At 68.2% G+C, this 25,925-nt stretch carries 23 protein-coding genes and 3 pseudogenes; 9 read left to right on the forward strand and 17 right to left on the reverse strand.

What is annotated here, in order from left to right; genetic code table 11:
* Positions 1 to 67: 67 nt before the first annotated feature.
* Positions 68 to 2,545, reverse strand: coding sequence for a cation-translocating P-type ATPase (locus OG435_RS20820; RefSeq protein ID WP_266878674.1), 2,478 nt, complete (start codon positions 2,543 to 2,545; stop codon positions 68 to 70).
* A 224-nt stretch (positions 2,546 to 2,769) separates the two neighbouring features.
* Positions 2,770 to 3,069, reverse strand: coding sequence for a DUF2530 domain-containing protein (locus OG435_RS20825; RefSeq protein ID WP_266878676.1), 300 nt, complete (start codon positions 3,067 to 3,069; stop codon positions 2,770 to 2,772).
* A 135-nt stretch (positions 3,070 to 3,204) separates the two neighbouring features.
* On the opposite strand from OG435_RS20825, the gene OG435_RS20830 reads away from it, so the two are divergent.
* On the forward strand, positions 3,205 to 4,611 hold the full coding sequence (locus tag OG435_RS20830; protein ID WP_266878678.1) for an NCS2 family permease: 1,407 nt from the start codon (positions 3,205 to 3,207) through the stop codon (positions 4,609 to 4,611).
* A gap of 30 nt (positions 4,612 to 4,641) precedes the next feature.
* Here OG435_RS20830 and OG435_RS20835 read toward each other — a convergent pair whose 3' ends face one another.
* Entirely contained in the window at positions 4,642 to 4,824 is a 183-nt protein-coding gene (locus OG435_RS20835) for a BrnA antitoxin family protein (protein WP_250747478.1), read from the reverse strand.
* Between the two features lie 119 nt (positions 4,825 to 4,943).
* Between OG435_RS20835 and OG435_RS20840 the strand changes: the two genes are divergently transcribed.
* The 3 genes from OG435_RS20840 (at position 4,944) to thpR (ending at position 7,502) form a co-directional block, all read left to right on the forward strand.
* The gene (locus tag OG435_RS20840; protein WP_214954723.1) at positions 4,944 to 5,381 is read left to right on the forward strand and encodes a MarR family winged helix-turn-helix transcriptional regulator; all 438 of its coding nucleotides are present in this window, start codon (positions 4,944 to 4,946) and stop codon (positions 5,379 to 5,381) included.
* Between the two features lie 25 nt (positions 5,382 to 5,406).
* Complete coding sequence (locus OG435_RS20845; RefSeq protein ID WP_266878680.1) at positions 5,407 to 6,759, forward strand: MFS transporter; 1,353 nt, start codon at positions 5,407 to 5,409, stop codon at positions 6,757 to 6,759.
* Between the two features lie 167 nt (positions 6,760 to 6,926).
* Entirely contained in the window at positions 6,927 to 7,502 is a 576-nt protein-coding gene (gene thpR, locus OG435_RS20850) for an RNA 2',3'-cyclic phosphodiesterase (protein ID WP_266878681.1), read from the forward strand.
* 180 nt (positions 7,503 to 7,682) lie between these two features.
* On the opposite strand, the gene OG435_RS20855 is transcribed toward thpR, so the two are convergent.
* The gene (locus tag OG435_RS20855) at positions 7,683 to 8,537 is read right to left on the reverse strand and encodes an aldo/keto reductase (RefSeq protein ID WP_430625665.1); all 855 of its coding nucleotides are present in this window, start codon (positions 8,535 to 8,537) and stop codon (positions 7,683 to 7,685) included.
* Between the two features lie 71 nt (positions 8,538 to 8,608).
* Between OG435_RS20855 and OG435_RS20860 the strand changes: the two genes are divergently transcribed.
* Complete coding sequence (locus OG435_RS20860; protein ID WP_266878682.1) at positions 8,609 to 10,258, forward strand: recombinase family protein; 1,650 nt, start codon at positions 8,609 to 8,611, stop codon at positions 10,256 to 10,258.
* 247 nt (positions 10,259 to 10,505) lie between these two features.
* Complete coding sequence (locus OG435_RS20865; RefSeq protein WP_266878683.1) at positions 10,506 to 10,856, forward strand: hypothetical protein; 351 nt, start codon at positions 10,506 to 10,508, stop codon at positions 10,854 to 10,856.
* A gap of 545 nt (positions 10,857 to 11,401) precedes the next feature.
* Here OG435_RS20865 and OG435_RS20870 read toward each other — a convergent pair.
* From OG435_RS20870 to OG435_RS20900, 7 genes and pseudogenes are all read right to left on the reverse strand, one after another.
* Positions 11,402 to 11,515 (reverse strand): annotated as a pseudogene (locus OG435_RS20870) (DUF2199 domain-containing protein); the annotation flags it as partial.
* Between the two features lie 503 nt (positions 11,516 to 12,018).
* Entirely contained in the window at positions 12,019 to 12,849 is an 831-nt protein-coding gene (locus OG435_RS20875) for a helix-turn-helix domain-containing protein (protein ID WP_266878684.1), read from the reverse strand.
* Entirely contained in the window at positions 12,846 to 13,370 is a 525-nt protein-coding gene (locus tag OG435_RS20880; RefSeq protein ID WP_266878685.1) for a DUF6879 family protein, read from the reverse strand. Before OG435_RS20880 ends, OG435_RS20875 begins: the two co-directional genes overlap by 4 nt.
* The gene (locus tag OG435_RS20885; RefSeq protein WP_266878686.1) at positions 13,354 to 13,545 is read right to left on the reverse strand and encodes a hypothetical protein; all 192 of its coding nucleotides are present in this window, start codon (positions 13,543 to 13,545) and stop codon (positions 13,354 to 13,356) included. The genes OG435_RS20880 and OG435_RS20885 overlap by 17 nt, the downstream gene beginning before the upstream one ends.
* 145 nt (positions 13,546 to 13,690) lie before the next feature.
* Positions 13,691 to 16,210, reverse strand: coding sequence for a tetratricopeptide repeat protein (locus OG435_RS20890; protein ID WP_323187856.1), 2,520 nt, complete (start codon positions 16,208 to 16,210; stop codon positions 13,691 to 13,693).
* Between the two features lie 137 nt (positions 16,211 to 16,347).
* Complete coding sequence (locus OG435_RS20895) at positions 16,348 to 16,830, reverse strand: hypothetical protein (RefSeq protein ID WP_266878688.1); 483 nt, start codon at positions 16,828 to 16,830, stop codon at positions 16,348 to 16,350.
* Between the two features lie 226 nt (positions 16,831 to 17,056).
* On the reverse strand, positions 17,057 to 17,200 hold the full coding sequence (locus tag OG435_RS20900; protein WP_266882317.1) for a hypothetical protein: 144 nt from the start codon (positions 17,198 to 17,200) through the stop codon (positions 17,057 to 17,059).
* Here OG435_RS20900 and OG435_RS50705 point away from each other — a divergent pair.
* Together OG435_RS50705 and OG435_RS20910 are read left to right on the forward strand one after the other, a co-directional pair.
* Positions 17,193 to 17,285, forward strand: a pseudogene (locus OG435_RS50705) (ATP-binding protein); the annotation flags it as partial. The gene OG435_RS20900 and the pseudogene OG435_RS50705 overlap by 8 nt on opposite strands.
* A 142-nt stretch (positions 17,286 to 17,427) precedes the next feature.
* A complete protein-coding gene (locus OG435_RS20910) occupies positions 17,428 to 18,417 on the forward strand; it encodes an aldo/keto reductase (protein WP_266878689.1) in 990 nt (329 codons plus the stop codon).
* Between the two features lie 87 nt (positions 18,418 to 18,504).
* On the opposite strand, the pseudogene OG435_RS20915 reads toward OG435_RS20910, so the two are convergent.
* Positions 18,505 to 18,654, reverse strand: a pseudogene (locus tag OG435_RS20915) (aldo/keto reductase); the annotation flags it as partial.
* A gap of 72 nt (positions 18,655 to 18,726) precedes the next feature.
* Complete coding sequence (locus OG435_RS20920) at positions 18,727 to 19,419, reverse strand: GDSL-type esterase/lipase family protein (RefSeq protein ID WP_266878690.1); 693 nt, start codon at positions 19,417 to 19,419, stop codon at positions 18,727 to 18,729.
* 75 nt (positions 19,420 to 19,494) lie between these two features.
* Here OG435_RS20920 and OG435_RS20925 point away from each other — a divergent pair, with 75 nt between their 5' ends.
* A complete protein-coding gene (locus OG435_RS20925; protein WP_266878691.1) occupies positions 19,495 to 20,514 on the forward strand; it encodes a WD40 repeat domain-containing protein in 1,020 nt (339 codons plus the stop codon).
* A 278-nt stretch (positions 20,515 to 20,792) separates the two neighbouring features.
* Here OG435_RS20925 and OG435_RS20930 read toward each other — a convergent pair whose 3' ends face one another.
* The 4 genes from OG435_RS20930 to OG435_RS20945 all read right to left on the reverse strand — a co-directional run bounded on the left by OG435_RS20930 (position 20,793) and on the right by OG435_RS20945 (position 25,823).
* Positions 20,793 to 22,280 (reverse strand): SPFH domain-containing protein, encoded by a 1,488-nt coding sequence (locus tag OG435_RS20930; RefSeq protein ID WP_266878692.1) that lies wholly within the window; start codon positions 22,278 to 22,280, stop codon positions 20,793 to 20,795.
* Positions 22,281 to 22,430: 150 nt separating this feature from the next.
* Positions 22,431 to 22,649, reverse strand: coding sequence for a hypothetical protein (locus tag OG435_RS20935; protein WP_266878693.1), 219 nt, complete (start codon positions 22,647 to 22,649; stop codon positions 22,431 to 22,433).
* A gap of 17 nt (positions 22,650 to 22,666) precedes the next feature.
* Positions 22,667 to 23,995 (reverse strand): nitrate/sulfonate/bicarbonate ABC transporter ATP-binding protein, encoded by a 1,329-nt coding sequence (locus OG435_RS20940; protein WP_266878694.1) that lies wholly within the window; start codon positions 23,993 to 23,995, stop codon positions 22,667 to 22,669.
* Between the two features lie 85 nt (positions 23,996 to 24,080).
* Positions 24,081 to 25,823 carry an ABC transporter permease gene (locus OG435_RS20945; protein WP_266878695.1) on the reverse strand — a complete coding sequence of 581 codons (1,743 nt, stop codon included), beginning with the start codon at positions 25,821 to 25,823 and terminating at the stop codon, positions 24,081 to 24,083.
* Positions 25,824 to 25,925: the final 102 nt, after the last annotated feature.

Consider the following 25,925-nt stretch of genomic DNA (forward strand, 5'->3'; position numbering starts at 1 on the left):
TGGCAAGTATGGCTACCGCGCGAACCGCCCGTCCAGTCCCCCAACGGGTGACCCGAACGGCCCACGTTCACGCCGGGAACCTCCGGTCCACCCACCGGAAGGTGAACTCGATGAGCGCGGCCGCCACGGCCGCGATGCCCACGGCGGTCCACGGCATCACGGCCCCCTCCAGCTTGAGCTGGAAGAAGTTCTGCAGCCAGGGCACGACGAGCACGATCAGGAACGCCCCGCCCATCGCGCCGACCAGGCCCACCCGCCACCAGGTGTACGGACGGGCGATGATCGCCAGCACCCACATCGAGGTCAGGAACAGCGCGAGCGTCGCGGCGCTGGTCTCGGCCTTGAGTGCGTCGGGGCCGGAGTAGTGGTGGCGGGCGATCCCGTACGTCACGAAGCAGGCGACGGCGGCGATGACCCCGCCCGGGATCGCGTACCGCATCACGCGTTTCACGAAGTGCGGCTTGGCCCGCTCCTTGTTCGGCGCCAGCGCCAGGAAGAAGGCCGGGATGCCGATGGTCAGCGTGGACAGCAGCGTCAGGTGGCGCGGCAGGAACGGGTACTCGACCTGGGAGCAGACCACCAGGACGGCCAGCAGCACCGAGTAGACCGTCTTCGTGAGGAAGAGGGTGGCCACCCGGGTGATGTTGCCGATGACCCGGCGGCCCTCGGCGACCACCGAGGGCAGGGTGGAGAAGCTGTTGTTGAGGAGCACGATCTGCGCGACCGCCCGGGTGGCCTCCGAGCCGGAGCCCATCGAGACGCCGATGTCGGCGTCCTTGAGCGCGAGCACGTCGTTGACCCCGTCGCCGGTCATGGCGACCGTGTGGCCCCGGGACTGGAGGGCGGCGACCATGTCGCGCTTCTGCTGGGGGGTGACCCGCCCGAAGACGGCGTTCCGGTCGAGGACCTCAGCCATCTCGCCCTGGTCGGCGGGGAGGGTGCGCGCGTCGACGGTGTTCTCGGCGCCGGGCAGCCCCAGCTTGCCGGCGACCGCGCCCACGGAGACGGCGTTGTCCCCGGAGATGACCTTGGCCTTGACGTCCTGGTCCTCGAAGTAGCGCAGGGTGTCGGCCGCGTCGGGGCGCAGCCGCTGCTCCAGGACGACGAGGGCGGTCGGCCTGACCCCGGTGGCCACGGCCGGGTCGTCGAGTTCGCGGGCGGCACGGCCCAGCAGGAGGACCCGTAGGCCCTGCTCGTTGAGGTCGTTGATCTCCTCCAGGGCCGGGTCCCCGGCCGGGAGCAGCACGTCGGGGGCACCGAGCAGCCAGGTGTTGTTCTCGCCGTCGCCCTCGCTGAAGCTGGCGCCGCTGTACTTGCGGGCGGAGGAGAAGGGCAGCGATTCGGTGCAGCGCCACTCAGCGCTGTCGGGGTAGGCGTCGATGATCGCCTGGAGGCTGGCGTTGGGGCGCGGGTCGCTCTCGCCGAGCGCGCCGAGCACCTTCTTGACGTACGCGGCGTCCGCGCCGCCGAGCGGGCGGCACTCGGTGACGTCCATGCCGCCCTCGGTGAGGGTGCCGGTCTTGTCGAGGCAGACCACGTCGACGCGGGCGAGCCCCTCGATGGCGGGCAGCTCCTGCACCAGGCACTGCTTGCGGCCGAGCCGGATGACGCCGATGGCGAAGGCGACGGAGGTGAGGAGGACGAGGCCCTCGGGGATCATCGGGACGATGCCGCCGACGGTGCGGGCGATGGCGTCCTTGAGGTTGTTGTCCTTGACGATCAGCTGGCTGATGATCAGGCCGATGGAGGTCGGGACCATCATCCAGGTGACGTACTTGAGGATGGTGGAGATGCCGGAGCGCAGCTCGGAGTGGACGAGCGTGAACCGGGAGGCCTCTTCGGCGAGCTGGGCGGCGTAGGCCTCGCGGCCGACCTTGGTGGCGGTGAAGGCGCCGCCGCCGGCGACGACGAACGAGCCGGACATGACCGGGTCGCCGGGCTTCTTCAGGACCGGGTCTGCCTCGCCGGTGAGGAGGGATTCGTCGATCTCCAGGCCGTCGGCCTCGCCGACGAGTCCGTCGACGACGACCTTGTCGCCGGGGCCGAGCTCGATGACGTCGTCGAGGACGATCTCGGAGGTGGAGATCTCGGCGGTGCGGCCGTCGCGGCGGACGCTGGGTTTGGCCTCGCCGATGACGGCGAGGCCGTCGAGGGTCTTCTTGGCGCGCATCTCCTGGATGATGCCGATGCCGGTGTTCGCGATGATCACGAAGCCGAAGAGGCTGTCCTGGATCGGCGCGACGAAGAACATGATCACCCAGAGGACGCCGATGATGGCGTTGAAGCGGGTGAAGACGTTGGCGCGGACGATCTCGGACGTGGAGCGGCTGCTGCGGACGGGGACGTCGTTGACGGCTCCGCGGGCGACGCGCTCGGCGACTTCGGCGGTGCTGAGGCCTGCCGGCTTGAACCGGGGTGCGGGTGGCCTGACCGGGTGTACGGGATCGAGCTCGGCCCCCGCGTCGATGGCGGTCCCGGCGGGTGCGGGGCCGGGGCTGGCGCCCGGCTCCGGTCCCTCTGATTCGATCTGCGCCCGCTCCGTCATGGTTCCGACGTTAAGGGGCGATTCCCCCACTCACCCGCCGAAAGATACGAAGATCCGACTTCCGGATGAGTCAAATCCTCCTCGGGTACCCCCTCCGGACCGGCAAGGCCGGCGGCTGCGAAGCAGCCGTTCAGGGGCGCGGGGAACTGCGCGCCCAGCCACAGCGGACCCGCACGGCCGCGGGCGCCGGGCACCGGCCCGGGCAGCGCGGGGGATGCCGGGCGCTAGCCCGCGTGGGGCGCCGGGCCCGCCCCGGGGGCTTCGCCGCGAGCGGCCAGCTCAAGGGCGTGCCGCTTCAGCGCGGCATCGCGTCCGCGGACGTACCAGAGGCCGATCAGGCCGAGAACCCCGCCGACCGCGCAGGTCCAGACCCACCACAGCATGCCCCGGTCCGCGAACCACCCGTAGAAGGGGAGCTGGAAGAGGAAGAGGGCGAACCAGATGATCGTGCCGCCGGTCACGGTGCCGACGACCGGACCCTCGAGGGGCTCGGGGGCCTCGTGCTGCGCAGTCCATTTCGCCATGGGGACAAGTCTAGGCCGGTCGGCGCAGGGTCTACGCGCGGAGATAGACGGCCCTTCGTTCATGTGTTCATACTGAAACGGTTTGGGCTTGGCCCGTTTTCGCCGTATGAAACCACCACTGAGGACCAGGACCCCATGAGCACGACGGCCCCCGTGGACCGCTACTTCAAGATCTCCGAGCGCGGCTCGACCGTCGGCCGCGAGGTCCGCGGCGGGTTCGCCACCTTCTTCGCGATGGCCTACATCATCGTGCTGAACCCGATCATCCTCGGCAGCGCGAAGGACATGTACGGCCATCAGCTCGACGGCGGCCAGCTGGTCACCGCCACCGTGCTGACCGCGGCCTTCACCACCCTCCTGATGGGCGTGATCGGCAACGTCCCGATCGCGCTCGCGGCCGGCCTCGGCGTCAACACCGTCGTCGCCCTCCAGCTCGCCCCGCGCATGAGCTGGCCCGACGCCATGGGCATGGTGGTCCTGGCCGGCTTCGTGGTGATGCTGCTGGTCGCCACCGGCCTGCGCGAGCGGGTCATGAACGCCGTCCCGCTCGGCCTGCGCAAGGGCATCGCGATCGGCATCGGCCTGTTCATCCTGCTGATCGGCCTGGTCGACTCGGGCTTCGTCACCCGCATGCCCGACCTCGCGCACACCACGGTCCCGATCCAGCTCGGCAGCAACGGCCACCTGCACGGCTGGCCCGTCCTGATCTTCGTGGTCGGCGTCCTGCTGACGCTGACCCTGATCATCCGCAAGACCCCCGGCGCGATCCTGATCTCCATCGTGGCCATGACCGTCGCCGCCCTGGCGATCCAGCTGATCACCAAGCTCCCGGACGCCGCCTGGGGCCTGACGGTCCCGGAGTGGCCGGGCAACCCGGTGGCCGCGCCCGACTTCGGCCTGATCGGTCAGGTCAGCCTGTTCGGCGGCTTCGGCAAGGTCGGGATGTTGACGGGCATCCTGTTCGTCTTCACCGTGCTGCTGTCCTGCTTCTTCGACGCGATGGGCACCATCCTCGGCGTCGGCGACGAGGCGAAGCTGACGAAGCCGGACGGCTCCTTCCCCGGCATCAACCGGGTGCTGTTCGTGGACGGCCTGGCCGTCGCCGCGGGCGGGGCCTCCTCCTCCTCGGCCACCACCTGCTTCGTGGAGTCCACGGCGGGCGTCGGCGAGGGAGCCAGGACGGGCCTCGCGAACATCGTGACCGGCGGCCTGTTCGCCGTGTCGCTGTTCCTCACGCCGCTCGCCACGATGGTCCCCTCGCAGGCGGCCACGCCCGCCCTCGTCGCGGTCGGCTTCCTGATCATGGCCGGCTCGGTCAGGGACATCGACTGGAACGACTTCACCATCGCCGTCCCGGCCTTCCTGGCCATGGTGATGATGCCGTTCACGTACTCGATCACCAACGGCATCGGCATCGGCTTCGTGGCCTTCTCCGTACTGCGGCTGGCGACCGGCCGCGGCCGCGAGGTCCCGGTGGCCATGTACGTCGTGTCCGCGGTTTTCGTCTTCTACTACGCGATGCCGGCGCTGGGTCTCACGTAACCCGTTCGGCGGTACCCGGAGGAGCCCGGCTCACGCAGCCCCGTAGAACTTCTCCGTCTCGTCGACGGCCGCCTTGAAGCGTTCGTCGAAATCGTCGCGAATGAGCGTCCGGACCACATAGTCCTGGACGCTCATTCCTCGTTTGGCGGCATGAGTCCGGAGCCTGTCGAGGAGCTCCCCGTCTATGCGCATGCTCAGCACATGTGTCCCCATGCCGAAAGAGTCGGGGCACAGGGCATGGACGCGTGTCACTTTCCGGAGCCGACTCACCCGTACGAGTGACACCAGATAAGTGGTGTTCCTTAGGTAGAGTAATGAGTTACTCTAAAGACATGCATGACCTTTCCCATGGTGACGACGCAGCCGCCGTGAACGACCTCCGCTCCGCCGTCATGCGGCTGGGCCGGCGCCTCAAGCACCAGCGCGTCGACGAATCGCTGAGCCCGACCGAGATGTCGGTCCTCGGCACCCTCGCCCGCTGCGGCCAGGCCACCCCCGGTGAGCTGGCCCGGCGCGAGCACGTGCAGCCGCCGTCCATGACGCGCATCGTCGCGTTGCTGGAAGCCAAGGGACTGGTCACGCTGGAACCGCACCCCGACGACCGCCGCCAGAAGGTGGTCCGCCAGACGGAGGAGGCCGAAGCGATGCTCGAAGAGAGCCGTCGCAAGCGCAACGCCTTCCTCGCCGGGCTCGCGGCCGAGCTGACCGAGGACGAATGGGCGAAGCTGCGCGAAGCCGCGCCCGTCCTGGACAAGCTCGCGCACCTATAGGAACGACGCCAGGAGGCGACCCCTTTTGAGTACGGGACCCGGAGCAGACTCCGCCCCCGGCCACACACCCACCACTACGCGCGCCGCCGCCGGGCCCGCGCCGGGCAAGAACTCCATGTTCAGCTCGCTGAAGATCCGGAACTACCGGCTCTTCGCCACCGGCCAGGTCGTCTCGAACACCGGGACCTGGATGCAGCGCATCGCCCAGGACTGGCTGGTCCTCTCCCTGACCGGCTCCGCCTCCGCGGTCGGCATCACCATCGCGCTGCAGTTCCTGCCGATGATGCTGTTCGGCCTCTACGGCGGCGTACTCGCCGACCGGCTCCCCAAGCGCCCGCTGCTGCTGTGCACCCAGGCGGCCATGGGCCTCACCGGCCTCGCCCTCGGTGTCCTCACCCTCGCCGGTCACGTCAACGTCTGGCACGTCTACCTCGCCGCCTTCCTCCTCGGCCTGGTCACCGTCGTGGACAACCCGGCCCGGCAGACCTTCGTCTCCGAGATGGTCGGCAAGGACCAGGTGGCCAACGCGGTCAGCCTGAATTCGGCCAACTTCCAGTCCGCGCGACTGGTCGGCCCCGCCATCGCGGGTGTCCTCATCACCGCCGTGGGCTCCGGCTGGGCCTTCCTGCTCAACGGCCTGTCCTTCGCCGCACCGATCGCGGCCCTGCTGCTGATGCGGACCCGCGAACTGCACCGGATCGAGGTCCAGCCCCGCGCCAAGGGCCAGCTCCGGGAAGGCCTGCGCTACGTCGCCGGGCGGCCCGAGCTGATCTGGCCGATCGTGCTCGTCGGATTCATCGGCACCTTCGGCTTCAACTTCCCGATCTGGCTGTCGGCCTTCGTCAGCAAGGTCTTCCACGGCGACGCGGGCACGTACGGCCTCTTCAACACGCTGATCGCGGCAGGCTCCCTGGTGGGCGCACTGCTGGCGGCCCGGCGGGGTCTGTCCCGCCTGCGGCTGCTGGTCGCGGCGGCGGTGCTGTTCTCCGTCCTCCTGCTGGTGACGGCCTTCGCACCGGGCTTCTGGCTGTTCGCGGCGCTCCTCGTCCCGATCGGTGTCTTCGGCCTGACGGTGAACGTCACCGCGAACTCCAGCGTCCAGATGGCCACCGACCCCGAGATGCGGGGCCGGGTGATGGCCCTGTTCATGATGGTCTTCACCGGCGGCACCCCGATCGGGGCCCCGCTGGTCGGCTGGGTCACGGACACGTACGGCGCGCGGATCGGCATGGCCGCGGGCGGAGCGGTGTCGCTGGCCGCGGCCCTGGTGATCGCCGTCGTCCTCTCCCGGGTCGGCAACCTCCGCCTCAGCGTGAGCCGCCACGGCGTGAACTTCGTCCCGTCGGAGCGCCCCCGCCAGCTGGTCACGGCGGCGTGAGACCCCCGGAGGGGCTGGATCTCCCTCAGGAAATCCAGCCCCTCCGGCGCTCACGTGCGGGCCGGGGGCAGCCAATTCCAGCCCCTCCGGCGCTTGAGGAGCAGGGGTCCGGGGACTGGCACCCGGCGACGGCGCCGCACGGCGACCACATGGCTAGGCTCGGCACCATGAGACTGTTCGCAGCCGTCATCCCGCCCGAGGCGGCCCTCTCGGAACTGTCCGAGGCCGTGCGCGGCCTGCGCGACGACCACCTCCGCTGGACCGCGGAAGCGGGCTGGCACTTCACGCTCGCCTTCATGGGCGAGGTCCGGGAGGAGCTGCTCCCCGAGCTCCGCACACGCCTCGCCCGCGCCGCCGCGCGGACCGCACCCTTCCCGCTCCGCATCCACGGCTCCGGCCACTTCGGCCACCGCTCCCTGTGGGCGGGCGCCGCCGGGGACCTCGACTCCCTGCGCATGCTCGCCGAGCGCGCCGACGCCGCCGCCCGGCGTTCCGGGGTGCCCATGGAGCAGCACCACCGCTACACCCCCCACCTCACCCTCGGCCGGCTCCGCGACGAGCGGCACGACGTCCGCCCCTACTGCACGGCCCTGGCCGCCTTCGAGGGCGCCGCCTGGCAGGTCGGCGAGCTCAGCCTGGTCCGCAGCAATCTGCCCGACTCCGGGGTCCCGGGCGAACAGCCCCGCTACGAGGTCGTCGGCTCCTGGGAACTGGGAGGGCCTGTCGCCGAAGTGCCGTCGTAGCCCGAAGGGCGGCCCTGGCCCGCCCCTCCGTACGAAGGGCGGGCCCGGTCGCGTTAGGCTCGACGGGTGGATCCCAAGACCAGAAACCGCGTCATGGCCGGTGTGCTCGTTCTGATGTTCGTCGTGGTGGCCGTGGCCGCCGCGGTGGGCCAGTAGACCGGCGGCCCACCGCCCCGGCAGCTACCAGGCGAACGCCTCCGGGGCCGGACCCGGCCCCGGGAAGACCTCGTCCAGTCCCGCCAGCACCTCCGGCGACAGCTCCAGCTCCACCGCCCGCAGCGCGGACGCGAGCTGCTCCGGCGTACGCGGCCCGACGATCGGCCCCGTGACCCCCGGACGCGTCAGCAGCCAGGCCAGGGCGACCTCGCCGGGCTCCAGGCCGTGCTTGTCCAGCAGGTCCTCGTACGCCTGCACCTGCGCCCGTACGGAACTGTTCGCGAGCGCGTCCGCGGAGCGGCCGGTCGCGGTCCGCCCCGACTCCGACGCCTTGCGGATGGCCCCGCCGAGCAGCCCGCCGTGCAGCGGGGACCACGGGATGACGCCGAGCCCGTACGCCTCGGCCGCCGGGATGATCTCCAGCTCCGCCCGCCGCTCGGCGAGGTTGTAGAGGCACTGCTCGCTGACCAGGCCGAGCCGCCCCGAGCGCGCCGCGGCCTCGTTGGCCTGGGCGATCTTCCGGCCGGGGAAGTTCGAGGAGCCCGCGTAGAGGATCTTGCCCTGCTGGATCAGGACCTCGACGGCCTGCCAGATCTCCTCGAAGGGCGTCAGCCGGTCGACGTGGTGGAACTGGTAGATGTCGATGTAGTCGGTGTTCAGGCGCTTGAGGCTGGCGTCGACGGCCCGCCGGATGTTCAGCGCCGACAGCCTGTCGTAGTTCGGCCACGGGTCGCCCTCGGCGGCCATGCTCCCGTAGACCTTGGTGGCGAGGACCGTCTTCTCCCGACGGCCGCCGCCCTGGCCGAACCAGGTACCGATGATCTCCTCGGTGCGGCCCTTGTTCTCGCCCCACCCGTAGACGTTGGCGGTACCAAACAATCCACTTTGACGCCGTACCCGCAGAAGTTCTAGCGTCGATCCCCAAGCACCACAGGGGATGGGGAGAGCAAGTGGCAAGAGTCCTTGGAGTAGTCCGCCTGTCGAAGGTGTCGGACGAGACCACATCGCCGGAGCGTCAGCGCCGATCGATTCAACGATGGGCCGATCAGGAAGGGCACGTCGTCGTCGGGTGGGTCGAAGACATCGACGTATCCGGCAGTGTCGAGCCGTGGAAGCGCCCTGACTTCAGCAAGTGGCTGCCGTCCACTATTGGCAAGGAGGTCAGCTCGATCGAACACCGGATCGCGCTGGAGGAGTCCCGGGCCGACGAGTACGACATCATCTGCGCGCTGAAGCTCGACCGCCTCTCACGGCGTGTGCTCCACGTACACACGCTCGTGGAGTGGTGCGAGAAACACGGCAAGGAGGTCGCCACCGTCGAGGACGGGATCAACCTGAACACGCAGATGGGCAAGCTGCTGTTCAGTCTGATCGCGTCGTTCGCGGAAGGGGAGCTCGAAGCCATCAAGGCCCGGGCGAAGTCCTCGTACAACCACCTGGTGAAGGAGGGACGCTGGCGCGGGGGCCGGATTCCGTACGGCTACCGGGCGGAGAAGCAGGACGCCGGTGACGGCTGGGGACTGATCCCGGACGACTATGGAACGGACACCGCAGGAACGCTGCGTGAGATCGTCCGACGGCTCATCGAGGGAGAGTCGGCGAACAGCATCGCCCAGTGGCTCAACGAGGACCCGACCAAGACCCCGGTGTCACTCGACGCCCAGTACATCAGGAACGGCAAGCCACCGAAGGGGGGCCGGTGGACCGCCGCGAACACAGCCAAGGTGGTGCGCTCCCTGAACGTTCTCGGTCAGATGGAGGTGACGGAGGAAGTTGTCATCGACGGCCAGAAGACGAAGCGAACCCGCGTCGTCCGTGACACGGAAGGACGCCCTCTCCAGCGGGCGGAGCCGCTGATCACTCAAGAGGAGTGGGAACTGGCGAACAAGAAACTGGACGAGAACACCAGCAAGCGCAACGGCAACCGGAAGGGCGGCTCCCCGATGCTCAGGGTCGCCTTCTGCACCTGCGGAGAACCCGCGTACCTCGGCCCGGGGCGAAACTGGCCGTACTACCGCTGTGCGTCCCGGACCACTCACAAGCCCTGCCCTACGGGCAGCAAGGGCATTGCGGCTCATGTGCTGGAGGGAGCCGTCGAGGAGGTCTTCCTGCGTGCGGCCGGCGATGTCGAGGTCGTGCGGAAGGTCTTTCGCCCGGGCGTCGACTTCACGCGGGACATCGAGGAGGTGAACCGCGCGCTGGCCGAGTTGCGCGAGGACCGCGAAGCCGGTCTCTACTCCAGCGAGCTGGGCAAGCAGGAGTACCGGGAGACGTACAAGCGGCTGGACGCACGACGCGAGCAACTCATGGCCCAGCCCACCCGGCCGGATGGCTGGGACGAGATCCCGACGAATGAGACCTACCGCGAGCGCTGGGCAAAGCTGTCGACCCAGCACGAGAAGGGCAAGGAACTCCGGGCAGCCGGAGTCAGGGCGGTCATCCACGCTGAGAAGCTGCCGCCCCTGACCGCTGTGCAGGCGATGTCCCCGGAAGGACATGACGGCATGTGGCAGGAAGGAAAGGGCCGCGTGCAGGTCTTGATCCCGATGGACTTCAAGCGCCGCGTCCGGGACCTGGCGGCGGTGCACAGCGAGAGCTGACCGTCTCTTCCTTGGACGGCAGGAGGGCCCCGCTACAGGCCCTCCCCTGCTCTGTAGGATTCCTGCCAGGTCGCCGCCGTCGCTCCCGACTGCCGAGACCGAGTCCGGGTCAGAAGTCCTGGGCACCCTGTGAGGACCATGCCGGCCGTGTCTGGTCCACCCCCGCGAAGAAAGGGAGGCACATGTCCCGCCACCAGGCGGGGGTAACTGGCGCACCCGTGCGCCGCACAGGAAGGAGCCGCGCTCAGTGGCTATCCACTTCGGCACCGGCCGCTCTTGGGACGGGATCTCCCAGCACGAGTACCGGCGCATGGCCCAGGACTCACGGCACCAGCTCGCCTACCGCGTCCACTTCGCCGCTCTCGGGTGGGCCGACTGCCAGGGCCACGCGAGCTTCGGTCCGGGGAAGTTGGCCGCTCTACTGGGCAAGGAGGACCAGCCCCTGTCGGACCAGAGCGCGACCAATGCCGTCATCCGAGCGAAGCGGCTGGACCTCGTGTCACCGCGATCCGGGGCCGCTTGCCTCGTTGTCCCTCCTCACCTCTTCCAGAAGAGGAAGGGCGCTCCGGTCCCGTGCCGCATTCACCAAGACCGATAGGCACCGCTCCCGTGTGTAGCCCACACACGCCTCACGTGTACCGGCAACGCCTCTGAGCTGCGGAAACGCACGCCGCCTCTCTTATCTTTTTGGCCTCACAGTGCGGCCCCTGCCGGGGCCGATAGCACAAAGCGTCATGCTGAGCAGCGGCGAAGGGGAGCAAGGCGCGGCAGCGCCCTCAGCGGCAGAGGCAAGGGCGGCCGTCAGGCCGCCGTCGCCCGAGCCTGCTTCGGCAGACGGCCCCTCAGGGGCCCAAGAAACGTAGGACAGGAAGCGAACCAGGTGGGGCGCTGCGCGCCCCAAAAGAGTGAAGCCTCGAAAGATGAACTCAAAAGGGCTGCACTCTTGTGCAGCCTCCTGGCCAACGGTCGGATGGGGTGAAGCGGCTTGACCTGTGTGTTCTTCACAATCACCTCCCTTCGCCATCGCCTGACGGCCTTTGGAACCGTGGCAGGATCTCAGCCGCCAAGACGTGGCGGTCTGCCCTGTCAGACCCAGGGGGTCATACCCCACCCCTTCGCCGCCGACCTGAATGGCTGTGCCGGTCAGCCATTCTCGGCGTTGTCATGGAGGGCGGCTTCGGCAATCTGACGTACGCGGTCGAGAGTGATGCCGGTGCGCTCCTCGACTGCGAGGGGGTGGTCGGTGGGTTCGAGCTCGCACGATGAGACCGAGGGCTATCCCGTGCGCTCGACCCACGCGAAGGACGTGCACCAGCGGCGGAAACCTTGGTGCCCCGTTCGGCCTGTGTGGCTCATGCACTCGATGTCCACCGCTGCTCCGTCGTCCGAGGCCGGCGCCTGCCAATCGCAGCGCAGGCACTCGGCCTCGAACGTCACGTCCGTCCCCGGGTGCCGACTGATGCGGTGTTCCACGTACCGCAGGACTGAACTCGTCATCGCAACCTCCGGGTCCGGTGCGGATGGTTGCGGATCTCCACGTCGGCGTCCGTCGCCGCCGACAGATCGCCCAGATCCCGAGCCTCCTGCCGCTGCGCGACCAGGGCCGTACACACCCCACACCCGTCCGCCGGTTTCGGCGGCAGGTTCGGCAACGACAGGTACATCGGCCCCGACATCGTCGTCTTCGCTCTGCTCACGCTGTGCGCCTCCCCGCTCGCTCAATCAGTGGAGACGATGGTCCAGCCGCTGATCAGCGGGATCTAGCCCGTTTCCCGTTCACGCAAGAATCCGTCCCGGATGTCAGCAAGCATCGCTCTCATTGCGTCGCCGACGGTGGCCACTGAGGCGAAGCGCTCGTACTTGTCGACGTACAGGGCGACATCCCTTGGATCGGTCACAATCACCTCGGCGTGCGTGGTCTCGACCGTCACCATTCGGTCGTCCCGAATGACGAAGGAGTGCCCCGGCACGTCGGTCTGCGGACGGTCCAGGGGGACGACTCGGACGTCCACGTTCGGCAGGCGAGAGACGGAGGCGATGCGGTCCAGCTGTCCGGCCATCATCGCGGGCGGGAGAAGACTCCAGCGCAGCACAGGTTCCGTGATGACGAAGCGGAGCTGTTTGCCGGTGTCGTACAGCACCCGTTGACGCTCGATCCGAGCTCCGATGGTGCGGGCAAGCTGATCCTCGCTCAGTCCCTTGCCTTGCAATACGGCGCATACATATTCGGGTGTCTGCAACAGCCCGGGGACCAGGGAGGGCTGGAACAGCCGCAGCAGCTTCATCGAGGCTTCCAGAGCCCGGATCTCCTCCTGCTTCCGGTGGAAGCCCATACGCCGGAAAAGCCGCCAGGCCGTCGCCTCAGTGGCCTGGGCACGCGCCGCAGCCATGTACTCGGCCTTGACCTGCTCGGACACATCCAAGGCCGTAAGGATGAGCTCCACGTCCACCACACTGGGCGCCACGTGGCCGTTCTCGATCTTCGACAGCTTGGCGGTGGACATGACGGCGCTGCGTGCGACGGCCTTGGCCTCCTTGCCGGATGCCTGCCGGAGCGCCCGCAGTGCTGATCCCAGTTCGGTTCTGTTCACCCGCCGTACGTCGCCCACCATTCGGAAAACGGCTCGGCGTGAGCGAGAGCCGTGTCCCGGTAGCGGACGAAGTCCGCCGCCCGCCCGGTATCAAGGAACTCCGGCCCGCGGAACGCACCCGTGTCGTCGTAGTTCATGACAACCGGGGAAGTCTCGTCGAACAGCCAGAAGTCCGGCACCCCTTCCAGGGGGTTCGGCTTCTCGGTGATGTCCAGGATGAAGAACTCCTCACCGCCCGTCATGTTCTTCATGTACCCCCAGCCGAGCTCGTAGCGTAGGTAGGCCGTCAACGGTCGGGAGACGATGTGCACCCGGTACATCCGTCTGCCGGCCTGCGTGGCGGCTCGGACGGTCTCGACCCACCCCGCGTTGTAGTCCTCCGGCTGCGGCTCACCCGCGAGGAACGCGCGCAGGTTCTCTGCGCTCGACGGCACGTTGTAGTCGTCCAGGATCTCCAGCCGGAACGCTTCTCGCTCGAAGGTCTTGAACCGCTCAGTCAGGTTGCTAGATGAGCTGATCACGGATGGCCTTCCGGATGAGTTCGATGGGGATCTCGACCAACGTCTCGTGCGCGGGGACTGCCAACCCGTGGTCAGCCGGCGTCTCACCTTGGACCAGGAGTGTCCCCCTGTCCGTCGCGTACAGCGTTGGGCAGTCCCCGTTCTCGCAGCTCGTTACAAGCTTCCTGACCTTCACGCCGTGCCCCCTCGCTGTGCCCGTCTGTGGTCAGATCCCATGCTCTCGACCATCACTGGGTCGGCGCAAGGACTGGCAGTTTCCAGAACGGGAAAGCTGGGATCGCAGTAGAAGGACCCGAAAGGAAGCTGTAGAGCCCAAAAACTCAAGCCTCTAGATCCTCTATGTGCTCCAGAGTGTGAACCACATCTGGATGCCCCTGTCCCATCAGGCGGACCTGATCCGCATATAGAGCACGGAAAAGTGCCAGCGCCTGCTCAGACTCTCCCATCAGAAGTACATGAAAGGCAAGGTAATCCCGAGCCTGCAAGGTTCGACTATCGTCTTCCCCATGCACCCGAGCACGATCTTCAGCAAGCCGCCTGTAGGCCAGCAGGGCAGACTCCATATCCCCAGAGCTACGCAACCACGAAGCCAAGCGCATAACCGTAGAAATGGTTTGTGGATGATCCCGGCCGAGGATCATTTCACAATCCACAAGCAGTTTCGAGAAGCCGGATACCGCCACATCGATTTCGCCGCTTCGCCCCTTCCAGTGCCATAGGAGCCCTTGCACATCAAGAGTATTAGGGTGCCGTGGACCTCTTTCTATCAGATTTGCGTTTAGGATCTCCTCGCTGATCACAGCAGCTGCCGCCGGGTCCCCACCTGCACCAATAGCATCCGCCAAATGGGCTTGGATCTCCAACACGCTTGGATGCCCAGCCCCCAGCGCTTTCCTCTGGTCTGCGAGAAGCGACTCAAACACTCCAACGGCTCGCGTAAATGATTCGACCTCCGCATACAAGTCACCCAGACGATGACGCGCAGAGAAAGTTTCCTCGCTACGCTCTCCATGAATTCGAGCAACGTCTCGTATAACCTCGCACAGCAGGATGATTGCACCATCCATGTCACCTGATGCAGCAACCTCATCCGCGAGATGCATCCGAGTATGGTGCGTATGCGGATGATCTCGACCATAGAGTCGAATTTCATCTTCTAGCAATTCCTCGCATGTCGCGAATGCGCCAGCCAAATCGCCCGCGCGACTGCGGGCCGCAACCAACCTTCGACGGGTATCGAGGGTCCACTCGCTATCAGCCCCCTGGACCCGAATTCTATCGCGAAGGAGTTCCTCGAAAGCTCGAACAGACCCAATCGAATCACCAGCACCACCCAGGAATTCGGCTATTACGCTCCGCACATGGAGGACATCTTCGGCGTCGTCACCTTGCCTCCTAGTCTCATCCACTTGGAGTGATTCATATTCCGCCAACGCACCGGGCAAGTTACCAGCCTGGTCTAGAGCGTCCGCCTTGCGAATCCGTATGTAATACAGATCAGAATGATCGGGATCGATTGCTTCGACTGCCACCCGCAGATCAGTAAAGTGATCAATAGCGGAAGCTGCCAGACCTGCTTCAAGGAGGCTCTGACCATGCCGGAAGAGAAGTTCGTGACACCACTCATCGATAAGCACCGAACCGTGGTTGCGACGCAATATTTCCGCACTAGAACGCAGCGCTTGGACATCACCTGATTGAGCTGAACCATCGGGCCAAAGTTCCAGCAGGCCATCAGCCATAGCCAGGGCGGCTGCAGCGAGCACCTCCGGATCCAATCCCTCGATAACTGCGCGCTGAACGAGGGCGTGCACTCTGATCAGAGCAGACTCGCCATCCCCGCCATCACCGATTTCTATCAGGCTAAGCTTGCGCAGATTTTGGAGTGCACCCCGAGCATCATGGGCCTCAATTTCTCCGTCCTGTGCATTGCCAGAGATCGTGACAGCTCTGTTCCTGGACAAGTATTTCAGACCGGCCCGAGTAACAAAAACATCCTCAAGAAAACCACTGGGGTCGAGAATGGCTGCAAGGTGAAGTGCAGGGCGGGCCAACCCAGACGGCGATAGAGCATCTGCTTGCTCAATAGAAAGCGACCACGTGGCGGCAACAGTGGTTTGGTGATCATCCGGAAGACTAGTTGAGTCCGGAAGCAATCTATTGAGCGAGCGCCTCTTATCGGCAAGGAGCGAACGGTAGCTCGCGCAGTCCATGTTTACATCGACGAGGTAGGCAGCGCATTGAGCGAGCGCCAATGGCAGATGGCCGAGATCCAGTGAAACGAGAGAAGCCTCTTCTAGGTCAATCTCTCGACCATGAGCCGCTAGTTTACTCGTGAGATATCTGACAGCTTCTGCCGGCTCAAAAAGGCCCACATTAATACGCTTACAGGACGGGCCAGACAGTGCCGCATCCCGACGACGAGTAGTTGATAGAACCTTGCCAGTTGCACTACTCGGAGGCCACAGGCCGCTGAGAGTATCCGGTCCAGCTACATTATCGAGTACAACCAGCCACCTAAGAGAAGTGGTCTGCGCCCAGCTCAGGAATTTGCTAGCGGTACTCTCAGGATCACTAGCGTCCACCCCCGAGATATCGCAGATCGCCCGACTATAAGCGGATTGAACACTCTCACGGCTTGCCGCAGGGGCCCACACGATAACATCGAATAGTTTTCCCGCCAAGGCCTGCCTGGCATAGTGTGCGGCGAGTTGGGTTTTCCCCACTCCACCCGGACCCATCAAAAATTTCACCTGAACGTCGTCATTAGACGTGTTCAACAGATCAAGTTGATCGCGCCGCTGAAAACATTCAGCCTCGCGCGGAATGTTACCAACCAAAAGAGGCCAGCGATTGGTCTCACGCGACTGACCATTGAGAACAACTTGAGCTATATACCCCGCTGCGAGACCGCCTGCGTTAGCGAAGATCGAAGTGTCCGCAGCGACTTGTAGGCCTTGTAGATCGCCGGCAGCAGTCAGCCCAGATCCGCCGCCGGCTGCTGAGGGAGTTCCATGTGCAGGCCGCCTTCAACGTTGAGCACACCGCCCGCCACTGAACCGTGTTGGGCCTGCACTTGGAGGTCTCCACCGACCGCCAGGCCTTGTTGCCCCGCAGATGTACTCCCACGACCAAGTCCTCCGAGAGCCACGACGTCACGCAAGCCCTGTAGGGCTTCGTTCTGTGCCTCCGGGGGCAGCTCGTCCAGGAAGTCCTCGAACCGAGTCCGCCAGGAGTCTTCGAGCCGCGCATGGATAGCGACGTGTCCGTCGGGCGCCTGCTCCAGCTCGCCAGCCGTACGGTCCAAGCGAGTCAAGACTGCTTGTTCGCGGGTGGCGTCACCCCTTCCCAGCAAGACCCCAACCCGACCCCGCACAAGCATCCACACATCGGTACCGATGGCCTGTACGACTGCCGTACCGCCTGCCGCTGCAATGGCGGTCAAAGCCTCGTTCAGCATGCAGTGTCCCCTCCCGCTGCGCCCTCGATGAACGATAGACGAGCACGCGGCAAAAGCACTCGGAGTCAGCACAACTACCTACAGAGACGGGGCTTCTGGGGGTTCTGGGCAGCCATGAACCGTGTCGCGGCTGGTGAGGCAGGACAGCACGCTGAAGCAGGTAGACCCGCGACTCCGCCCATGGGTCGCGGGTCTGCAGCGCAGCTTCTGGCGCCTACGGCGTGGGTCAGTCGGCCAGCGGGAGGTGGACCCGGTTGCCCGAGGCTGCGAACTCTGCCGACTTCTTGAGCATGCCCTCGGCGATCTCTTCCTCCGACGCCGCCGGCTCGTCGCCGCCGAACTGCTCAGCGATGCTTCTGCTGATCTCCATCGACCTGATCATCGTCGACGACATCGGGCTCCTGTCTGTCTCCCCGGACGCCGCCGAGGGCTTCTACCAGCTGGTCGACGCCGCATGAGGGCCGGCCGCCGAGAACGTACAGAGGGCGGTGGTCAGCCGTCTATGCATCAACGCGACTATGCGCGTTGTCGCATAAATCGAGGGCTGCGCGGGCCGCTCTTGCCTGGAGTGGACTCGAAGCAGTTGGCTTGGGTCCCATGAAGTACACGCAGCTCGGACGCACCGGACTCAAGGTCAGCCGACTCGTCCTCGGCACAATGAACTTCGGTCCGCAGACAGACGAACCGACCAGCCACGGAATCCTGGACACCGCCCTCGACGCAGGTCTGAATTTCGTGGACACGGCCAATGTGTATGGGTGGGGTGAGAACAAGGGCCGCACCGAGGAGATCATCGGCACCTGGTTCGCCCAGGGCGGTGGCCGGCGGGAGAAGACGGTCCTCGCCACCAAGGTGTACGGCTCCATGTCCCGCGAGGGCGAGACCTGGCCGAACGAGGACCGACTGTCGGCGCTGAACATCCGCCGGGCCGTCGAGGCCAGCCTCAAGCGGCTCCAGACCGACCACATCGACCTCTACCAGTTCCACCACATCGACCGCCTGACCCCCTTCGAGGAGATCTGGCAGGCCGTGGACGTGCTCATCCAGCAGGGCAAGATCCTCTACGCGGGCTCCTCCAACTTCCCCGGCTACAAGATCGCCCAGGCCAATGAGACGGCCGCCCGGCGCGGGATGGTCGGCCTGGTCAGCGAGCAGTGCCTCTACAACCTCGCCGAGCGGCGGGCCGAGATGGAGGTCATCCCGGCGGCCCAGGAGTACGGGCTCGGGGTCATCCCGTGGTCGCCGCTGCACGGGGGCCTGCTGGGCGGGGTCATCAAGAAGGAGGTCGAGGGCGGCCGGCGCGCCTCCGGCCGGTCCGCGGACGCGCTGGCCAACAGTTCGGTACGGGCGCAGGTGCAGGCGTACGAGGACCTGCTGGACAAGCACGGCCTGGAGCCGGGCGAGACGGCCCTGGCCTGGCTGCTCACCCGGCCGGGAGTGACGGGCCCCATCGTCGGCCCGCGCACCGCCGAGCAGTTGGAGAGTGCCCTGCGGGCGCTGGAGCTGGAGCTGAGCGAGGAGGTGCTGGCCGGGCTGGACGAGATCTTTCCCGGGCCGGGGCCGTCCCCGGAGGCCTTCGCCTGGTGATCAGGTAGCCGTACGTACGGTGGTCGCCGTCCCTTCGCCCTGGGCGGCGACCACCTCCTACTCAAGCTGGCGTCAAAATGCCCGCTTGGCGGTGTCGAAGTAGTTGATACCGGCGTCGAGGGCCGTGTCCATGAGGGCGTGGCTCTCCGGCTCTCCCGTCTGGGGGCCGAAGTTCATGGTGCCGAGGACAAGTCGGCTGACCTTGAGACCGGTGCGTCCGAGCTGCGTGTACTCCATGGGCCACTAGCCAACTGCCTGGAGTGCGCTCGAAGCAAGACCCGCCCGTGAAGCGCGTGTTACGTGTCCTGCTTACGTGTCCCGGCGGGGCCGGTACGGGCCGCCCAGGCCCCAGGCCTGGTGGAGGACCGCCGCGAACTCCCCGGCCAGGCGGTGCTCGCCCGAGGCGTTGGGGTGCGTGCCGTCGTAGGTGTCCCGGTCGATCTCGTACGCCTCCGGGCGCGCGGCCAGCAGGATCGGCGAGGCGGGGGTCGACAGGTCGGCGACGGCCTTGGCGAGGAGCTCGTTGAACAGCTCGACCTGCCGCGCGAAGGGCGCGTCGTCGCGGGCCCTGATGTTGGGTATGACGGGCAGCAGGACCATCCGTATCCCGGGCCGGGCGGCGCGGGCCTCCGCGACGAAGGCGCGGACGTTGGCGGCGGTGCCCTCGGCCGCGGTGTAGAAGCCCAGGTCGATCAGCCCGAGGGAGACCAGCAGCACGTCGGCCCGGGCGGCGCCGGCGGCGGGCCCGATGAGCGGGGCCATGTGCTGCCAGCCCTCCCCCCAGCCGGCCAGGTGCCGGCGGGCCTCGGCGGGGAAGCCGGGGTCGGCGTAGGCATCGCTGGTCGGCGCGTCCGCGCGGGCGTCGTAGAGCCCGCTGCGGGGCCCGACGATCTCGTACGGGCCGCCGAAGGTGGTGTCGAGGTGCTGCCACATCCGGTAGCGCCAGGTGTAGTCGCCGGCGCATCCGACGGTCATGGAATCCCCGACGAACATGAAACGCATCCGGACATCTTCGCGGATCACCGGAGCACGGCCCCTGTGATGCCGGACACGCGGGCGGGCTGGCAGGGTAGGGGGATGCGCCCGCACCTGCTGACCCTGACCGCCGCCGCCGCTGTTGCTCTCGCCCTGCTGCCCTCGGCGGCTGTGGCCGCTACCGGGCCGACGGCGTCCGGATCGTCGGGGTCCGCGTCCGGGTTCACGATCACCGATCCCCGGATCAAGGAGTCGAGCGGGCTCGCGGCCAGCCGGATCCACCCCGGCGTCTACTGGACGCACAACGACAGCGACGACGGCCCGTACGTGTACGCCGTGGACTCCGCGACCGGGAAGACGGTCGCGCGGATCACCCTGACGGGCATCGGCAAGCCGCGGGACGTCGAGGGGATCTCGCTGGGCCCGGACGGGCGGCTGTACGTCGGCGACATCGGCGACAACCTGGGCGGCTCCTGGAACCACGTGTGGATCTACCGCTTCGCCGAGCCGAAGACCCTCGGGGACGCCACGCTCAAGGCCGAGCAGTTCACGGTGAAGTACGCCGACGGGCCGCGGAACGCGGAGGCGCTGATGGTCCATCCGGTGACGGGGCGGGTGTACATCGCGAGCAAGGACGAGAAGGCCGGCGGGCTGTACGAGGGCCCGGAGTCGCTGTCCGCCTCCGGTACGAACACCTTCCGGCGGATCGGGGACGTCCCGTGGGTCACGGACGGGGCGTTCTCCCCCGACGGGGGGCGGCTCGTGCTGCGGGGGTACTTGTGGGCTCGGACGTACCCGTGGAAGGACGGGCGGGCCGTCGGGGACGGGGAGGCGGTGGCCGCGCCGTGGCAGGGACAGGCGGAGTCCGTGACGTACACGGCGGACGGGTCGACGCTGATGTTCGGGGCGGAGGGGGTGGGGAGCCGGGTCGTGGCGGTGCCGGTCGCGGCGGCCGCGAAGCCGTCGCCGTCGTCCTCCGCCCCCGGGGCTCCCGCTCCCGCGCCGGGCGCGCCCGGGGCCCCCGAGGGCGGGAGCTTCACGAAGGGCGCGCTCGTCCTGGTCACCGCCCTGACCCTCACCCTGGCCGCGAAGCGGCTCCTGCGGCGCCGCCCCAAGCCCTGACCCTCCGGGCCGGGGGCCGGTGGGCGGGTGCGGGTGGGTGCCCTGCGGGGCTGTCCCCTACCCGCCCTTCCACCGTTCCCCGGGCTCCGCCCGGACCCGCAAAGACCCTGGGGCTCCGCCCCAGACCCCGGTCCTCAAACGCCGGACGGCTGAAAAGACCCGACCGCCGGCGGGCACGTGCGGTCCGGCGCCGACCAAAATCAGCCCCTCCGGCGTTTGAGGAGCAGGGGTCCGGGGACTGGTCCCCGGCAACGGCAACGGCGCCGCGCCGCTGTGGCTCAGGCTCCCTGGATCGGGATCTGGTGGGTGTCCGGCGGCGGTGTGGCTGCCGCCGGCGTCGGCTGGGACATCGTGGACAGGAGTTGGCGGGCCAGGCCCAGGCCCGTGCCGCCCATCGTCAGGGCCTTCGCGAACATCTCCGACATGCCCTCCGCCCCGTTGAGCAGGATCATGTGCTCCACGTTGCCGAAGGCGCCCGCCCCCGCCTCCACGATCGCCGGCCAGTTCTCGGCGAGTTGCTGCGCGACCACCGCCTCCTGGTTCTCCGCCAGCGCGGCGGCCCGCGCCGCGATCGACGCCGCCTCCGCGAGGCCCTTGGCCTTCGCCGCCTCCGCCTGCGCCAGCCCGTTCGCCTGGGCCGACGCCGCCTGCGCGAGGCCCTTGGCCTGGGTCGCCGCCGCCTCCGCCTCGCCGGTCGCGCGGGTGGCCGTCGCCGCCGCCAGGCCCCGTGCCTCCGTGGCCTTCGCGTCGGCCGCGGCCGCCGTCGTCACCCGGGTCGCCTCGGCCGCGGCCGCCAGCTCCGTCTCCTTCGCCTTGGCCTGCGCCGCCGAGATGCGCGCGTCGCGGTCCGCCTCGGCCCGGGTCCGGGTCTCGTACGCCGCCGCGTCCGCCGGCTTGCGTACGTCCGCCTGGAGCTGCTGCTCGCGCCGGTGCGCCTCCAGCTCCGCCACCCGGGTCTCCTGGACCACGACCTCCTGCTTCGCCGCCGCCTCCGACAGCGGGCCCGCCTGCCGGGCCGTCGCGGCCGCCTTGTCCCGCTCGGCCTGGTAGCCCGCCTGGAGGATCTCGCTGTCCCGGGTGGCTTCCGACATCCGGGCGAAGGCGGCCTGTTCGGCCTCGGTGGCCCGCAGGTTGGCGTCCGCCTGGGCGATCCGCGCGTCCCGCTGGACGGCCGCCGCGTGCGGCATCGCCAGGTTCTTGATGTAGCCCGTCGGGTCCTCGATCTCGTGGATCTGGAGGGAGTCGACGATCAGGCCGAGCTTCTCCATCTCCGTACCGCACGCCGCCCGGGTCTGCCCGGTCAGCTTCTCCCGGTCGCGGATCATGTCCTCGACCGTCAACCCGCCCACAATGGACCGCAGATGGCCCGCGAAGACGATGTGCACCCGCTCGGGCATCATCTTCTGCTGGTCCAGGAAGCGGCGGGCCGCGTTGGCGATGGACACGAAGTCGTCGCCGATCTTGAAGATGACCACGCCCTTGACCCGGAGCGGAATGCCCTGGTGGGTCACGCAGTCCACGTTGAGCTGGGTCTCGTTGAGGTCCAGCGACAGCTTGCGCACGGCCTGCACCCCGGGCAACACCATCGTTCCCCGCCCGGTGACGATCCGGAAGCCCATGCCTTCCGCGATGCCCTCCGTCTTGTGCGCGGAGCCGGAGATGACCAGCGCCTCGTTGGGTTCGGCCACCCGCCACATGAGCTTGAACAGGCCGATCGCAGCCGCGATCGCACCCACGACAATCCCTGCCAGTACGCCGACAGACATCGGCAACTCCCCCTCGTACGCGGCGGCGTTCGCCACCGAGAAGGCGAGTGTGCTCCCGCGTCAGGGCGGCGTGAAGACGGCGTCCGAATCTTGTCGCCATCTTGATACGCGAGGGCTACGAGAGGCCGGGGTGCGCCGCCCCGCCCCTGGTCAGTCCCCGTACGCGGCCATCACGTAGACCGTCCGCGGCGGCAGGTACTCGACCACCGTGACCACCGTCCCGACCGCCAGCCGGCCCGTCCCCGGGGCCGGGTGCGCGAGGAAGTGCTCGGCTCCGCCCCGGATCCGCACGATGACCTCGCCGACCAGCCCCGGCCCGACCGTTCCGGTGACCCGGCCGTCCAGCCCCACCATGTCCGATTCCCCCATGCACCGAGCGTACGGGGCTATCCCCGTACGGGCTCCTCGTCGAGCCGGTATTCCTCGCCGTCCGCGTGGTAGCCGTACAGCTCCCCGTAGCGGCCCCAGTCCGTCGCCGTCTCCAGCTGCTGTTCCAGCTGCTCGCTCGTGTAGTGGTGCGAGAGCAGGTCGCGGAAGAACCCGGCCCGCTGCGTGCCGCCCCGCGAGCGCTCCAGGGTGGTGTGGATCAGGTGCACCAGCGGGACCTCCATGGCCCCCTCGGCGAACAGTTCCTTCGACTCCTGTACGTCGGCCCCCGCGAAGGCGGTGCCGCGCGCGGTCAGCACCAGGTGCAGTCCCCGTACCTCGGCCAGGCCCAGCAGTTCCAGCCCATCCACCAGGGGCAGTACGTCGTCCACCTCCAGGCCCAGTTCCTCGGCGAGGTCGGCGAGGTCGACGGTGCCCTCCCCGGTGCCGCGCTGGAGCACGATCTCGGCGAGGCCCGCCATCCCGTCGACGCTGGCCGCCGGGAGCGGGGTGTTGGCCGGGGTGCGCTTGGCGGGCGGGGCCGCGGGCGTGATGGCGGTGGCCTGGGCGGTGCGGCCGGTCATCACCGCGTACACGGCGTCCACGATCCGCTCGAAGTCGGCGCCGGACCGGTCCCGGGGCCGGGCCAGGTCCACCGCGAAGGTCTCCTTGATGGTTCCGTAGGGCCGCGAGCCCAGCACCACCACCCGGTCCGCCATCAGCACGGCCTCCTCGATGTTGTGCGTGACCAGCACCACCGCCTTGGCGGGGAAGCGGCCGGAGGCCCACAGCTCCATCAGCTCACCGCGCAGGTTCTCGGCGGTGAGCACGTCCAGTGCGGAGAACGGCTCGTCCATCATCAGCACGTCCGGCTCCACGACAAGGGCCCGGGCGAAGCCGACGCGCTGGCGCATCCCGCCGCTGAGCTCCTTCGGGTAGGCCGATTCGAAGCCGTCCAGGCCGATCAGGTCGATGGCCTCCACCGCCTGGCGGGCCCGCGCCTCCCGGTCCATGCCCTTGGCCTCCAGGCCCAGTTCCACGTTCTGCTGCACCGTGAGCCAGGGCAGCAGCGCGAAGGTCTGGAACACCATGGCCGTGCCCGGGTTCGCCCCGCGCAGCTCCTCGCCCCGGTAGATGACCGAGCCGGAGCTGGCGGGGATCAGCCCGGCGAGGCAGCGCAGCAGGGTGGACTTGCCGCTGCCGGACTTGCCGAGGAGGGCGACGATCTCGCCCTCGTGGATCTCCAGGTCGATGCCGCCGAGCACGGGCAGTTCCCCGTCGGCGCCGGCGTAGGACTTGGTGAGGGCGGCGGCCTGGAGGATCGTGGTCGCGGTCGTGGGCGCGGTCATCGCTGCGGGCTCCTCGGACGGGTTCGGCGGGCTGGGCGGGTTCGGCAGGCCCGGCGCGTTCGGCGGGGTTCGGCGCGTTCGGGGGTCAGAGGGAGTAGCGGCGCTCCGCGAGCCGGTACAGGGGCCGCCAGAACAGCCGGTTGAGCCCGACGACGTACATGCTCATGACGGCGATCCCGGCGATGAGCTTCGGGAAGTCCCCGTCCTCGGTGGCGTGGAAGATGTACGCGCCCAGCCCGGTCGCCGACAGGGTCGTCCCGGCGAAGGTGACGACCTCGCCGACGATGGAGGCGTTCCAGGCGCCGCCCGAGGCGGTGATGCCTCCGGTGACGTACGAGGGGAACACGGCCGGGATGATCAGGCGCTTCCAGCGCTGGAGCCCGCGGACGCCGAGGTCGTCCATGGCATCCTTGAGATCGGAGGGGATGGCCATGGCTCCGGCGATGGCGTTGAAGAGGATGTACCACTGCGCGCCGAGGGCCATCAGCAGGACGCAGCCGATGTTGATGTTCAGCCCGGTCCTCAGGAAGAACCAGACGGCCACCGGGAAGAGCAGGTTCGCGGGGAAGCTCGCCAGGACCTGCACCACGGGCTGGGCGATCTTCGTGAGCCGGGGCGAGGAGCCGATCCACACGCCCACGGGCACCCACACGACGGTGGCGGCGGCGACCAGCACGATCACCCGGACGAAGGTGATCAGCCCGAGCAGCAGCGGCTCCCCGAAGACCCCGAGGCCGGTCTCGCGCTGGAGGTAGCGCACGAGGTCGTACAGGCCCCACAGGATGACGGCTCCGGCGACGACGGTGAAGACCGCGTCGCCGGTCCGGCGGCGGGCCGGGTCCACGGACAGCGCCATGTCGTCGCGGCCCAGGACGCGGGCGGCCCGGCCGGTGGCGTCGCGGGCGGGGGCGGTGGCCCGGCCGAGCAGGCGCGGCCAGTGGGAGCGGCGCAGGAAGTCCAGTACGTAGCTGCGCTGGACGTCGGTGGACTCCGACTGCTCGTTCTTGTACTTCTCCGCCCAGGCCGTCAGGGGCCGCCAGAAGAGGAAGTTGACGGTGACGATGGTGACGGTCATCGCGAGGATGACCCAGCCGACCTTGGTGAGGTCGCCCTCGCCGATCGCCGTGCCCGCGTACGAGCCGAGGCCGGGGACGGCGTACTCCTGCCCGGAGACGGAGACCGCCTCGGAGGCCACGAGCATGAACCAGCCGCCGGCGAAGCTCATCATGCCGTTCCACACCAGGTCGATGACCCCGGCGGGGACCTCCACGCGCCAGAAGCGCATCCAGCGGGTGAAGCCGAACGAGCGGGAGACCTCGTCGAGCTCGCGGGGCAGCGAGGTGAGGGTGGCGTAGAACCCGAAGGTCATGTTCCAGGCCTGGGAGGTGAAGATCGCGAAGATGACGGCGCATTCGAGGCCGAGGAGCGAGCCGGGGAAGAGCGCGACGAAGAAGGTGACGAGGACGGAGAGGAAGCCGAGGACGGGGACGGACTGGAGGATGTCCAGCGCCGGGATCAGTACCCGTTCCAGGCGGCGGCTGCGGGCGGCGGCGTAGGCGTAGCCGAAGGTGAAGACCACGGAGGCGATCAGCGCGATGAACATGCGCAGGACGCTGCGGGCGGCGTAGTACGGGAGCTTCGCGGGGTCCGTGTCCACGTCGGGGACGTCGGCGGGGTCGAAGTTGACCGTGGTGCCCTTGCCGACCTGGAGGATCGCGTACCCGAGCACCAGGAAGGCGGCCGCCACGGCGAAGTCCACCCAGGACAGGCGGGTGCGGGTGGGGGCCGCCTGGCCGGTGTGGGTCTCGGGGCGCACGGAGGTCTTCATCCCGCCCAGCGGATCACGCCGTGCGGGCTCCCACACCCCAGGTCACCCAACCGGGCGAGGCCCTCCCGTGGCGGCCCGGCCGTCTCCGGCCGGGAGCACCCG

Source organism: Streptomyces sp. NBC_01264, assembly GCF_026340675.1.
Classification (GTDB): domain Bacteria; phylum Actinomycetota; class Actinomycetes; order Streptomycetales; family Streptomycetaceae; genus Streptomyces.